The sequence below is a fragment of the Cupriavidus sp. KK10 genome, from assembly GCF_018223725.1.
GTDB lineage: Bacteria > Pseudomonadota > Gammaproteobacteria > Burkholderiales > Burkholderiaceae > Cupriavidus > Cupriavidus necator.
The window spans coordinates 1,996,333-2,009,075 of record NZ_CP073677.1; the positions used below are offsets into that span (position 1 = coordinate 1,996,333).

At 67.5% G+C, this 12,743-nt stretch carries 12 protein-coding genes and 1 pseudogene; 6 read left to right on the forward strand and 7 right to left on the reverse strand.

Annotation, left to right across the window (positions count from 1 at the left end; translation table 11 throughout):
- Positions 1 to 27 precede the first annotated feature (27 nt).
- Positions 28 to 243: a CDGSH iron-sulfur domain-containing protein gene (locus KB879_RS09685; RefSeq protein WP_041228590.1), complete on the forward strand. Its 216-nt coding sequence runs from the start codon at positions 28 to 30 to the stop codon at positions 241 to 243.
- Positions 244 to 280: 37 nt separating this feature from the next.
- On the opposite strand, the pseudogene KB879_RS39285 reads toward KB879_RS09685, so the two are convergent.
- Both KB879_RS39285 and KB879_RS09690 read right to left on the reverse strand, forming a co-directional pair.
- Positions 281 to 409: pseudogene (locus KB879_RS39285) on the reverse strand (cytosine deaminase); the annotation flags it as partial.
- A gap of 131 nt (positions 410 to 540) precedes the next feature.
- Positions 541 to 2,055 (reverse strand): PLP-dependent aminotransferase family protein, encoded by a 1,515-nt coding sequence (locus tag KB879_RS09690; protein ID WP_041228591.1) that lies wholly within the window; start codon positions 2,053 to 2,055, stop codon positions 541 to 543.
- Positions 2,056 to 2,189: 134 nt separating this feature from the next.
- Between KB879_RS09690 and KB879_RS09695 the strand changes: the two genes are divergently transcribed.
- The 4 genes from KB879_RS09695 (at position 2,190) to KB879_RS09710 (ending at position 7,822) form a co-directional block, all read left to right on the forward strand.
- On the forward strand, positions 2,190 to 3,461 hold the full coding sequence (locus tag KB879_RS09695; RefSeq protein ID WP_211981125.1) for a 4-aminobutyrate--2-oxoglutarate transaminase: 1,272 nt from the start codon (positions 2,190 to 2,192) through the stop codon (positions 3,459 to 3,461).
- 9 nt (positions 3,462 to 3,470) lie between these two features.
- Entirely contained in the window at positions 3,471 to 4,922 is a 1,452-nt protein-coding gene (locus KB879_RS09700; protein WP_153955873.1) for an NAD-dependent succinate-semialdehyde dehydrogenase, read from the forward strand.
- 267 nt (positions 4,923 to 5,189) lie between these two features.
- Positions 5,190 to 6,167: a tripartite tricarboxylate transporter substrate binding protein gene (locus KB879_RS09705; RefSeq protein ID WP_211981126.1), complete on the forward strand. Its 978-nt coding sequence runs from the start codon at positions 5,190 to 5,192 to the stop codon at positions 6,165 to 6,167.
- Between the two features lie 65 nt (positions 6,168 to 6,232).
- The gene (locus tag KB879_RS09710; protein WP_211981127.1) at positions 6,233 to 7,822 is read left to right on the forward strand and encodes a gamma-glutamyltransferase family protein; all 1,590 of its coding nucleotides are present in this window, start codon (positions 6,233 to 6,235) and stop codon (positions 7,820 to 7,822) included.
- A gap of 17 nt (positions 7,823 to 7,839) precedes the next feature.
- Here the strand turns inward: KB879_RS09710 and KB879_RS09715 are convergent, their stop codons facing one another.
- Together KB879_RS09715 and KB879_RS09720 are read right to left on the reverse strand one after the other, a co-directional pair.
- Entirely contained in the window at positions 7,840 to 8,433 is a 594-nt protein-coding gene (locus KB879_RS09715) for a hypothetical protein (protein ID WP_211981129.1), read from the reverse strand.
- 31 nt (positions 8,434 to 8,464) lie between these two features.
- The gene (locus KB879_RS09720; protein WP_153955870.1) at positions 8,465 to 9,754 is read right to left on the reverse strand and encodes an MFS transporter; all 1,290 of its coding nucleotides are present in this window, start codon (positions 9,752 to 9,754) and stop codon (positions 8,465 to 8,467) included.
- 103 nt (positions 9,755 to 9,857) lie between these two features.
- Here KB879_RS09720 and KB879_RS09725 point away from each other — a divergent pair, with 103 nt between their 5' ends.
- On the forward strand, positions 9,858 to 10,304 hold the full coding sequence (locus tag KB879_RS09725; protein ID WP_153955869.1) for a helix-turn-helix domain-containing protein: 447 nt from the start codon (positions 9,858 to 9,860) through the stop codon (positions 10,302 to 10,304).
- A 64-nt stretch (positions 10,305 to 10,368) separates the two neighbouring features.
- Here the strand turns inward: KB879_RS09725 and uraH (KB879_RS09730) are convergent, their stop codons facing one another.
- Genes uraH (KB879_RS09730) through KB879_RS09740 form a run of 3 tightly spaced genes read right to left on the reverse strand, consistent with a single transcriptional unit; the run spans position 10,369 to position 12,596 of the window.
- Entirely contained in the window at positions 10,369 to 10,704 is a 336-nt protein-coding gene (gene uraH / locus KB879_RS09730; protein WP_013952628.1) for a hydroxyisourate hydrolase, read from the reverse strand.
- A gap of 31 nt (positions 10,705 to 10,735) precedes the next feature.
- Entirely contained in the window at positions 10,736 to 11,245 is a 510-nt protein-coding gene (uraH, locus tag KB879_RS09735) for a hydroxyisourate hydrolase (RefSeq protein WP_153955868.1), read from the reverse strand.
- 1 nt (position 11,246) lies between these two features.
- On the reverse strand, positions 11,247 to 12,596 hold the full coding sequence (locus tag KB879_RS09740; protein WP_153955867.1) for an MFS transporter: 1,350 nt from the start codon (positions 12,594 to 12,596) through the stop codon (positions 11,247 to 11,249).
- Positions 12,597 to 12,743: the final 147 nt, after the last annotated feature.

Here is a 12,743-nt window from a genome sequence, read left to right on the forward strand (position 1 = left end):
TGGCTGTCGCCTGGGAGTGTATGCATCATGGACGAAGACACCGTTGTCACCGTTACGGTACAGGACAATGGGCCGTACCGCATAAAGGGTCCCGTCAGGATCGTGACCCCGGCAGGCGCCACCTTCGCTTTTGAAGGCGAGCAGGTCTGGTTGTGCCGGTGCGGCCATTCCGAGAACAAGCCTTTCTGCGATGGCTCGCACAAGCGGCAGGGGTTCAGCAGCACGCCACAGCCGAAGTCTTGAGCCGCCTGAGATTGAACCAGCGCCAGCACAGCCTGGTTCATGCCAGCGCGCCATTGCGCGCGACCACCCGGCCGGCCGACACCACCAGTTGCCGGACCGGCCTTGCCACGACCGCCTCGGCCACCGTTTGCGCGGCGACCAGCGCCAGGTCCGCCCGGTCGCCCGGCGCCGATGCGCACGAACTGGCCGTCTGCCATCAGGATATCAACCTGGTTTTCTGCGAGCCGGACATTGCGGACCAACAGTTGATTCATTGCAATTCCGGCTTTTGTCAGGATGAAACTCTCACTGCATGGTTCAACGCAGCGGGGCGCGCATGCCGCCGCGCGGCAGGCAGCCAAGCAGCCTGTCGAAGGCCGGCGCGATGTCCTCTTCCGGTACGCAGGCATACCCCAGCAGCAGGCCTTGCTGAACAGCATCGCCGATGAAATAGCGCGACAGCGGCCGCACCACGATGCCGCGCTCGCGGGCAGCGGCGGTGATGGCCACGTCGTCGGCATCGTCGGGCAGGCGCAGCACCAGGTGCAGGCCGGCATTGCTGCCGTGCTCGTGCAGCGCGCCGGGGCCGAGGTATCGCTCGATCAACGCGGCCAGGATGGCGCGCCGCCGGGCATACAGCGGCCGCATTCGGCGGATGTGGGCGGCATAGTCGCCGGCCTGCATGAATTCGGCGACGGTCGCCTGCGTCATCAGGTGGCCGGCCCGGTATAGCTCGGCGTGCGCGGTCTGGAAGGCGCCGGCCAGGCTGCGCGGTAACACCAGGTAGCCCATGCGCAAGCCCGGATAGAGCGTCTTGCTGAAGGTGCCGATATAGATCACCGGCGCATCCGGTTCCATGCCCTGCAACGACGGAATCGGCTGCCCGGAAAAACGGAACTCGCTGTCGTAGTCGTCTTCCACGATCCAGCTGCCGCGCTGGCGGGCGTATTCCAGCAGCGCGCGCCGGCGCTTCAGGCTCATCACGGCGCCGAGCGGGTACTGGTGCGAGGGCGTGACGAAGATAAAGCGCGGCGCGGGCATCTCCCTGCCGGCTTCGGTGTCGGGCAGCGTCAGGCCTTCGTCGTCCACCAGCTTCGGCACCATGCCGATGTCGCTGACCTGCAGCACGCCGCGGATGCCCCAATAGCTGGGTTCCTCCACCCATGCCTGGTCGCCGGGCGAGCCCAGCATCCTCACCACCAGGTCGATGGCCTGGTGAATGCCCTCGGTGATCAGCACCTGGTCCGGATCGCAGCGCACCGAGCGCGCCACCCGCAGATGCGCCGCCAGGGCTTCGCGCAGCGCCGGCAGCCCGCCGCCATGGCTGTAGCTCAGCCACTCCGGGTGCGGGTTGCGCCACACGCGGGCCGAGATCTGGGCATAGCGGCGATGCGGGAAGCGCGTGACGTCGGGCACGCCCGGCATGAAGGCGCCCCATTGGGTGGGCGAGGCCGAGGCATTGGCCAGCAGCCGCTGTCCGCGCGGCGACAGCCCGGGCATGGCCTGCGGCCCGACCTCGGTCGCCGGGGCTGCGGCGGCGTTCAGGTAGCGCTCCGGCGCGGTGGCGGCAACGAAGGTGCCGCTGCCGGTGCGCGCGTACAGGTATCCCTCGGCCAGCAGCTGGTCGTAGGCAAACATCACCGTATTGCGCGACAGCCCCAGCTCGGCGGCCAGGTCGCGTTGCGGCGGCAGGCGGGTGGCCGGCGCAAGGCTGCCGTCCTGTATCGCGCCGCGGATGCATTCGTAGAGGCCGCGGTTAAGCGGTTTGCCCAGTGCCGCCGTGCCTTCGGGGCCCAGGCGCTGGAGCAGCTGGTCGCCGCAGATCGATTTCAAATTGGCACCATCGGAATTGCGAAAGCGGTACTGGATTATAGGGCCAAGGCCGGTTGAAATGGCTGGCATCGCTGGGCCCCTGCCAGCGGTGCCCGTTTCGCGAGTCGGCCGGTGCCGACAGTCCTTACCGCACAATGACCATGAAAAACCTCGAACTGAACCAACGCCGTACCCTCGCGACGCCGCGCGGCGTGGGCGTGATGTGCGATTTCTACGCCGACCGCGCCGAGAACGCCACGCTGTGGGATGTGGAAGGCCGTGCCTACACGGACTTCGCCGCCGGCATCGCCGTGCTCAACACGGGCCACCGCCACCCGCGCGTGATGCAGGCCATCGCCGCGCAGCTGGAGCGTTTCACGCATACGGCCTACCAGATCGTGCCCTACCAGGGCTATGTCGCGCTGGCCGAGCGCATCAACGCGCTGGTGCCGATCCAGGGCCTGAACAAGACGGCCCTGTTCACCACCGGCGCAGAGGCCGTGGAGAACGCCATCAAGATCGCCCGTGCGCATACCGGCCGCCCCGGCGTGATCGCATTCTCTGGCGCCTTCCATGGCCGCACGCTGCTGGGCATGGCGCTGACCGGCAAGGTGGCGCCGTACAAGATCGGGTTTGGCCCGTTCCCCTCCGACATCTATCACGCCCCGTTCCCCAGCGCGCTGCATGGCGTCAGCACTGAGCGAGCGCTGCAGGCGCTTGAAGGCCTGTTCAAGACCGATATCGATCCGGGCCGCGTGGCCGCGATCATCGTTGAGCCGGTGCAAGGTGAAGGCGGCTTCCAGGCGGCGCCGGCCGATTTCATCCGGGGCCTGCGGGCGGTGTGCGACCAGCACGGCATCGTGCTGATCGCCGATGAAGTGCAGACCGGCTTTGGCCGTACCGGCAAGATGTTCGCGATGTCGCACTATGACGTGGAGCCGGACCTGATCACCATGGCCAAGAGCCTGGCCGGCGGCATGCCACTGTCGGCCGTCAGCGGCCGGGCCGCGATCATGGATGCGCCGCTGCCCGGCGGCCTCGGTGGCACCTATGCCGGCAATCCGCTGGCGGTGGCCGCAGCGCACGCGGTCATCGATGTCATCGAGGAAGAAAAGCTGTGCGAGCGCTCCGCCAGCCTGGGCCAGCAGTTGCGCGAGCACCTGCTGGCGCAGCGCAAGCACTGCCCCGCAGTGGCCGAGGTGCGCGGGCTGGGTTCGATGGTCGCCGCCGAATTCTGTGATCCCGCCACGGGCCAGCCCAGCGCCGAGCATGCCAAACGCGTCCAGGCCCGTGCTCTGGAAGCCGGCCTGGTGCTGCTGACCTGCGGCACCTACGGCAATGTCATCCGCTTCCTCTATCCGCTCACCATCCCGCAGGCTCAGTTCGACGCGGCGCTGGCGGTGCTGACCCAGGCGCTGGCCGAATAAGGGGAACACATGGAACTCCAACATACCGCGCTGTTGCGCAGCCATTGCCTGATCGACGGCGAATGGACCGGGGCGCAAAGCGGCGCAGAACTCGCCGTCTTCAACCCGGCGACTCAAGAACGGATCGGCTCGGTGCCTCTGGCCGGCGCGGCTGAAGCCGAACAGGCGGTGCGCGCCGCCGAGCGCGCGCTGCCGGCGTGGCGCGCGCAGACGGGCAAGGCGCGCGCCGCCGTGCTGCGCCGCTGGGCCGACCTGATGCTGGCACACCAGGAAGACCTGGCTCAGTTGATGACAGCAGAGCAAGGCAAGCCGCTGGCCGAGGCGCGTGGCGAGGTGGCCTACGCCGCGAGCTTCCTCGAGTGGTTTGGCGAGGAAGCCAAGCGGGTCGATGGCGAGGTGCTGGCCAGCCCGCGCAGCAGCCAGAAGATGCTGGTGCTGCGCGAGCCGGTGGGCGTGTGCGCGGCCATTACGCCGTGGAACTTCCCCGCGGCGATGATCACGCGCAAGGTCGGCCCGGCGCTCGCCGCCGGCTGCACCATCATCGTCAAGCCCGCCGAACAGACGCCGCTCACGGCACTGGCGCTGGCCGTGCTGGGCGAACAGGCCGGCGTGCCGCGTGGCGTGCTGCAGGTGGTGACCGGCGACGCCGTGCAGATCGGCGGCGTGCTGTGCGCCAGCGCGGTGGTGCGCAAGCTCAGCTTTACCGGCTCGACAGCGATCGGCAAGCTGCTGATGGCGCAGTGCGCCGGCACCGTGAAGAAGCTCTCGCTGGAACTGGGTGGCAACGCGCCGCTGATCATCTTCGACGATGCCGACCTGGATCGCGCGGTCGAGGGCATCCTTGCCTCCAAGTTCCGCAACAGCGGCCAGACCTGTGTCTGCGCCAACCGCATTTATGTGCACGACCGCGTCTACGACGAGGTCGCGCGCCGGCTGGTCAGCGCGGTCGAAAAGCTGCGGCCGGGCCATGGCGTCGACAGCGGGGTCACGCAAGGCCCGCTCATCGACGCCGATGCGGTAGCCAAGGTCGAAGCGCATATCGCCGACGCGCTCGCGCACGGCGCCACGGTGCTGACGGGCGGCCAGCGCCATGCGCTCGGCGGCACCTTCTTCGCGCCGACGGTGCTGGCCAACGCAACTTCGTCGATGCGGGTCGCGCGCGAGGAGACCTTCGGCCCGCTGGCACCGCTGTTCCGCTTCACCAGCGAAGAAGAAGTGGTGGCGATGGCGAACGATACCGAATCCGGGCTGGCCGCCTACTTCTTCTCGCGCGACATGGCGAAGATCTGGCGCGTGGCGCAGGCGCTCGAGTACGGCATGGTCGGCATCAATACTGGGCTGATCTCCAACGAGGTGGCGCCGTTCGGCGGCGTCAAGCAATCGGGGCTGGGCCGCGAAGGCTCACGCCATGGCATCGACGAGTATCTGGAGACGAAGTACCTCTGCATGGAAGTCGAATAACAGCAGGGGTAAAGCACACCCCACCACCAGGGCGGGGCATGGCGCACCCACGCAGTGCGCTGGCCCCATGGAGACAAGACAGTCCGGCAAATGCCGGTGCCAGGTGGGCGACTCCGGTGCAAGACCTGCGCAAACTTCCGGGAAAGGGAAGGGGGCGGACAGGACGCGCGCCGGGATCGGCCCAACGCCAATGGCACGCATATTGCGGACTGGGAAGTGCCATCCGTTCCTGTCAGCGGATGCCATTTTATCGATGAGGGTACAAAGATGCGTTCCACTGCTATCCGCAGCCTGCTTGCTGTCACCATGCTGACGGCCTCTTCACTGGCACTTGCGCAAGGCACCCGCGACTGGCCCAGCCAGCCGGTGCGTATTGTCGTGCCGTTCCAGGCCGGCTCGGCCACCGACCTGATCTCGCGGCAGATCGGCATCGGGCTCGGCAAGGAATACAGCCAGACCTTTGTGGTTGAAAACCGCCCGGGCGCCGCCGCGATGATCGGCAGCGAGGTGGCCGCGCGCGCGCCGGCCGATGGCTATACGCTGCTGATGTCCGGGCCGGCGTCGATGGTGACCAACCGGTTCCTGTACAAGAAGCTCAGCTATGACCCGGATGCGTTCGAGAAGGTGGCAGTGGTCGCGGTCACGCCGAATATCCTATTGTCCAACCCCTCGCTGCCGTTCAAGACGCTGCCCGAGATGGTCGCGTATGCCAAGGCTAATCCCGGCAAGCTGACCTATGCCTCCTTCGGTGCCGGCACCACCTCGCATATCGCCGGCGAGATGCTGAAGGCCGCGGCCGGCATCGATATCGTCCATGTGCCGTACAAGGGCGCCGGCGAAGCGATCCCGGCGCTGCTGTCGGGCCAGGTGTCGATGTATTTCGACACCATCATGACCGGCCTGCCCTATGTGAAGGCCGGCAAGCTGCGCGCGCTCGGCATGTCCACCGCTAAGCGCTCGCCCAACGCGCCGGAGATTCCGACGATTGCCGAGCAGGGTTATGCCGGTTTCGATATCGCACCGTGGTATGGCATTGTCGCGCCCAAGGGCACGCCGGCCGACGTGGTCAGCAAGCTCAATGTCTCGATCAACAAGCTGCTCAAGGCCCCGGAGTTCCGTGAACGCCTTGCTGCCACCGGTGCCGAGCCGCGCGGCGGCAGCGTCGGCGATTTCAGCGCGATGGTCAGCGCGGAGATCCCGCGCACCGAAAAGCTCGTCAAGCAATCCGGCGTGACGCTGCAATAAGCCGCGTGCAGCAACCCTGGGGCGCCGCCCGCGCGCCCTTTTACCTGTTCTGAATGGAGTTCCCGATGTTGCCTTTCGACTGGACCTTTCCCTACCCGTCGCAAAAGATGCCGCTGCTGGCCGCCAACGCGGTCAGCACCAGTCAGCCGCTCGCCGCGCAGGCGGGGCTGCGCATGCTGTACGAAGGCGGCAATGCCATCGACAGCGCCATTGCCAGCGCGATTGCGCTGACCGTGGTGGAGCCGGTCATGAACGGCATTGGCGGGGACATGTTCGCGCTGGTCTGGCATGAGGGGCAGCTGTACGGGCTCAACTCCAGCGGCCGGGCGCCGGCGCGCTGGACCCTGGATCATTTCGCCGGGCACGACAGCATGCCCCAGGTTGGCTGGGATACGGTCACCGTGCCGGGCCAGGTCGCGGGCTGGAAGGCGCTGTCGGCCCGCTTCGGCAAGCTGCCGTTCGCGCGGCTGTTCGCACCGGCCATCGAGTACGCTGAACAGGGTTTCCTGGTGTCACCGCAGATCGCACGGCAATGGGCCGCGCAGGTGCCGGTGCTGGCCGGGCAGCCTGGTTTTGCCAAGGCGTTCCTGCGCGACGGCAGGGCACCGCAGGCGGGCGAGCGCTGGCGTTTCCCGGAGCAGGCCGCCACGCTGCAGCGTATTGCCGAGAGCGATGGCGCAAGCTTCTACACGGGTGAACTCGCCGCGCGCATCGTCGCGTTCGCCGAGGAAACCGGAGGCGCCATCCGCGCCGACGACCTGGCCGCGCATCGCGCCGCCTGGGTCCAGCCGATGGCGCAGCAGTTCCGCGGCTTTACGCTCCATGAAATTCCCCCGAACGGCCAGGGCATCGCCGCGCTGATCGGCCTCGGCATCCTGGACCGCTTCGACGTGGAAAGCATGGGCTGCGACAGCGCCGGCTTCTACCACGTCAGCATCGAGGCGATGAAGCTGGCCTTCGCCGACCTGCACCGCCACGTGTCGGACCCCGCCACCATGCAGCACGCGCCCGCCGCCTTTCTGGATCCGGCCTATCTTGCCGAGCGCGCGGCGCTGATCGATATGAAACGCGCCGGCACACCCACCGCTGGCGTTCCGAAGAGCGGCGGCACCGTCTACCTGTCCAGCGCGGATGCCGCGGGTTCGATGGTGTCGTATATCCAGTCCAACTACCGCGGCTTTGGCTCCGGCGTGGTGGTGCCCGGCACCGGCATCGCGCTGCATAACCGCGGCGCGGGCTTCAACCTGAAGCCCGGCCACGCCAACTGCGTGGCGCCGGGCAAGCAGCCGATGCACACCATCATCCCGGGCTTCGTCACCCGCAATGGCGAGCCAGTAATGTCATTCGGCGTGATGGGCGGCTCGATGCAGGCGCAGGGCCACGTGCAGATGATGGCGCGGCTTGCTGCCTTCGGCCAGAATCCGCAGGCCATGAGCGATGCCCCGCGCTTCCGCGTGGAGCACGGCCCGGTGGTGAATGTCGAGGCGCATCTGCCGCCGGACGTGGTCTCCACGCTGCGCGGCATGGGCCATCGCGTTGAAGTGGCGCCGCGCGACAGCCTGGAGTTCGGTTCGGCGCAGCTTATCTACAAGGCGCCGGACGGCTATATCGCGGCCTCGGACTCGCGGCGCGACGGGCAGGCAGTGGGGTTTTAGGCGCGAGCCGCCCGCGGTCACAGCGGCGCAGGCTGGGGCTGGCTGGCAGACGTGGCCGCGGCGGGCTTCTTGTTGTCAGTGCCGCTATATGAGAAGTACCTCGCCTTCGCGCCCCTGGCCCAGTACGCCACGGTGAAGTGCTTGCTGTCGCGCCCATAGAGCAGTTCCAGGCTGCCATTCGCGGCGGCCCACTCGGCGTAGCCATTCTCCGCCGCGCCTTCGGTCTTGCGCAGGGACGCATAGCGTTCGTCGAGCTTCTTGCGCACCTCATCCAGCGCCGTGCGCTCGAACGTCATCGTGATCAGCGCCACGGTGTCCTGCGCATCGCAGTTCAGGATCACGCGCGTCAGGCCCGGGAGGTGGAAGCGCTCCAGGTGCCTGAGCTCGACGGCATCGCCACCGGCCCACTCGGACTTGCCGGTCCTGGCGTTATTCTGCGGCGGCGCCAGGCGAGAGCACCTGGCCTTGCCCAGCTCCAGTCCCAGCGGCGCCGCGGTGTTGCCGGCTGCGTCAGGCTGGGCAGGAGATGCGGCATGGATCGAAACGGATGTCAGCAGGGCGGCACAGAGCAGGGCGGCCTGCTTCAGGTTCAGGCGGGAAAGTGCTTTCACGGTCTTGAGGAGAAGTTGTCAGCCGGGGATTCTACGGCTTTCTTGCTTCCTGCCGTCCGATCTTGCTAATGACGGGTGTGCCTGCCTGCGCGGCTTGCGCCGGCATGAAGCGGCGGGTGGCGGCCCAGAACATCAGCGCCAGCAAGCTGACCACGGCGCCCAGCACGCAGACGCCCCGCCACCCGGCAGCCTCATAGACTGCCGTGGTGGCAATGGCGCCCAGCCCGCTGCCCGCCGCGTAGAACAGCATGTACGCGCCGACCAGCCGGCTATGTACCGCGGGGTCGGTGCGGAAGATCATGCTCTGGTTGGTGACGTGGATGGCCTGGCCGCCCAGGTCGAGCAGCACGATGCCAATGGCCAGCGGCCACAGCGATGTCTCCAGCCACGACAGCGGAAGCCAGGCCGCCACCAGCAGCACCAGTGCCGCGAGCGTGGTGCGCTGCCCGAAGCCCTGGTCCGCCCAGCGTCCCGCACGCGCGGCCGCCAGGGCACCCACCGCGCCAACCAGCCCGAAGGCGCCGATGGCCGTATGCGACAGCGCGTAGGGCGGAGCGCTCAGCGGCAATACCAGGGCGCTCCACAGGATGTTGAATGCCGCGAACATCAGCAGCGCGATCGTGCCCCGGATCTGCAAGACCCGGTCGCGGCGCAGCAGCAGGAACATCGATGCGACCAGGCTGGCATAGCGCATCCGCTGGCCGGCGCTGGCCACCACTGGCAGCGCACGCCATAGCAGCCACGCAAGCACCAGCATCGCCGCTGCGGCGCAGACATAGACGTTGCGCCACCCGACCACGTCGCTGACGCCGCCGGCCACGACACGCGCCAGCAGCAGTCCGATAAAGACACCGCTCTGCGCGGTGCCGACCACGCGCCCGCGTTCATGCGGTCCTGCTGCCGCGGCCGCGTAGGCGATCAGTCCCTGGGTCATGGCGGTGCCGAGCAAGCCGGTCAGGAGCATCCCCGCCAGCAGCACGGTAACGGACGGCGCCAGCGCCACGGCGGCCAGCGCGCCGGCCAGGGCAAGCACCTGTGCCAGCATCAGGCGGCGGCGTTCCACAAGGTCGCCCAGCGGCACCAGCAACAGCAGCGCCAGGGCACAGCCAAGCTGGGTGGCGGTGACCACGCCGCCGATGGCCCCGGCGCTGATGGAGAAATCCGCCATCAGCGCATCCAGCAGCGGCTGGGCGTAATAGACATTGGCGACGCTCAGGCCGCTGGCGCAGGCGAACAGCAGCACGGCGCCGCGCGGCAGGTTCGCACACGGTGCCGCAGGGCAAGTCGGAGGCGGTGCCGTCACCGCGGGGGAGGTTTCCATACCAGTTCATATGGTTGCAAATCAAAACCAGTTGAAGCGTAAGCCTACTGGTTTTAAAATGCAACTACATTGACGGGCTGCACAGCCCCAAGGCAACCAAGACATGGCCACCCGCAAAGACCCCAGCGATGAAACCTGCCCCGTTGCGCGCACCCTGGAGCTGGTCGGCGAGCGCTGGTCGCTGATGATCGTGCGCGATGCGTTCGACGGCATACGCCGCTTCAGCGATTTCCAGCGCAGCCTGGCGGTCGCGCGCAACATCCTGGCCGACCGTCTGCGCCGGCTGGTGGAAGCCGGCATCCTGACGACGCAGCCGGCTTCCGATGGCAGTGCGTATCACGAGTATGTGCTGACGAAAAAGGGAGAGAGTTTGTTCCCCGTCGTATTGGCCTTGCGCCAATGGGGCGAACACCATCTGTTTGCGCGCGGCGAGCGGCGCTCGCAGATGGTGGAAAAGCGGACCGGGAAGCCGGTGCCGCTGATGATGCCCCGGACCAGCGACGGTGATGTGCTCTTGCCAGGGGAAACGGAAGTGCGCAAGCCGCGCTAGGGGGGCGGTGACGAGGTCGTCGACAGTCGCCCGCTTTTCGGCACGGGCGACATGCTTCTTGCATTCAGCTGCCCCGATACGTCCCGAAGCTCCACGGCGAACACAGCAACGGCACATGGTAGTGCTGCGCGGCGTCCGCGATAGTAAAGCGCACGGGCACGATGTCGGCGAAGACGTCGGGGGTGCGGAAGTAGTCCGCCACCCAGAAGCGCAGCTCGAACTCGCCGGTGCGCGCCTGGGCCGGCGGCAGCATTGGCGTGTCGGTGCGGCCGTCGTGGTTGGTGCGAGCGCGCGCGATCAGCCGTGGCGGCTGGGTGGCGACGTCGAACAGTTCCACCTGCATGCCGGCCACGGGGCGGCCCAGGGATACGTCGAGCACATGTGTGCTGATGCCTGCCATGATGCGTGTGTCTCCGGGTTGGGCCGCGGCGTCAGCTGCCGCGGTAGTAGTTGTAGCTCCACGGCCCGAACAGCACGGGCAGGTGGATGCGCTGGCTGGCGTCGGTGACGCGCAGGCGCAGCGGGATCTTCGACAGGAAGGAGGGTTGCGGCAGGCTGGCCTTGCGTGCGGCAAAGTATTCGTCCGCGTGCAGGATCAGCTCATAGGTGCCGGTGCGGTAGCTGTCGCCGATCAGCAGCGGCGGTTCGCTGCGGCCGTTGGCGGCCAGCGTGACGGTCTGCAGCGGCGTGCGCTGGCCATTGTCGATGCGGAACATCTCCACGCGCATACCGGCCGCGGGCGTGCCGTGGTAGGTGTCCAGCGCGTGCAGTGTCAGGCGCGGGCTCAGGCCGCCTTGCTGCACCGGCGCAGCGGTCTGGTTCGGGGCCGCCGCCTCCGGCGTGGCGCCCCAGCTGGCGCCGGCCAGCAGCGCGCCGCCGCCCAGCGTCATCGATTGCAGCGCGAAGCGCCGGCGGGTGGGATCAAAAGCATAGTCGTCCATGTCAGGCCCCTTGCTTGCCGTGCTTGCCGCCCAGCTTGCGGATGCCGACCAGCACCAGCGCCGCGGCCAGCACCTCGATCACCGCCACCAGGTACAGGCCGGAGGTGAGCTTGCCGGTAGTGTTCTTGATCAGCCCCATCACATAGGGCGCGCCAAAGCCGGCCAGGTTGGCCACCGAGTTGATCAGGGCCACGCCCACCGCGGCGGCGCTGCCTGCCAGGTATCGGTTGGGCAGCTGCCAGAACACGGGGATGGCGCTCATGGTGCCGACCAGCGCGGCGGTCATGGCCAGCAGTGCGATCACCGGCGACAGCACCTGCGCGCCCAGCAGCACGGCCAGCACGGCCATGGCACCGCCACCGACCAGCGCCGCGCCGCTGAAGTGCCAGCGCACTTCGTTGCGGCGGTCGGAATGCGCGCCGTTGAGGATCATGCCGGCGGCGCCGCACAGGTAGGCCACGGCGGCGATCCAGCCCACCGCCATCGGCGTGGTGAAACCCACGTCCTTGATGATGGTCGGGATCCAGAAGGTCAGCGTCGAGTTGGCGCACAGCAGGCAGAAGAAGATCGCGATCAGCAGCCACACCTTGGGGTTGGTGAAGAGCGTGCGCCAGTCGTGGCCGCGCTCGCCCAGGGCGGCGTTGTCGCGCTTGAGGGCGTCCTGCAGCACGCGCTTCTCGTCGTCGGAGAGCCAGCGCGCCTGCTCCGGCTTGTCGGTCATGTAGAACCAGGCAAAGATGCCGGCCAGCACCGACGGGATGCCTTCCAGGATGAACAGCCACTGCCAGCCGTGCATGCCGTTCACGCCAGCCATGCTGGTCATGATCCAGCCGGCCAGCGGGCCGCCCAGCACGCCGGCGATGGCCGATGCGGACATGAAGGTGCCGAAGGCGCGCGCGCGGCGCTGCGACGGGTACCAGTAGGTCAGGTACAGGATCACGCCCGGGTAGAAGCCGGCTTCGAATGCGCCCAGCAGGAAGCGCAGGATGTAGAACTGCGTGGGCGTGGTGACAAAGGTCTGCAGCATGCAGATCACGCCCCAGCAGATGGTGATGCGCATGATCGTCTTTTTGGCGCCGATCTTCTGCAGCAGCATGTTCGACGGCACCTCGAAGAAGAAGTAGCCAAGGAAGAAAATGCCCGCGCCCAGCCCGTACACGGCCTCGCTGAAGTGGAGCGCATCCAGCATCTGCAGCTTGGCGAAGCCGATGTTGACGCGGTCCAGCCAGGCCAGTACCCACAGCACCCCAAGGAAGGGCAGCAGGCGCCAGGTTACCTTCCGGTAGACGCTGTCCTCGGCGTCGTCGGCGGTGCCGGCAAATACCGGGATGCCTTGTTTCGTGATCGACATGATGTCTCCTGTCTTGTCGTGTTCTGCCAGGTCTTGCTTGGCGGCGGTGCATGCCGTCCGCCGGGTTGGGAGCAAGTATATGAATGGCCCGCCAATGCGAAACGAGGGGGCTGGTATAGACCCCATAGCAGCACCGATATGGGCTGC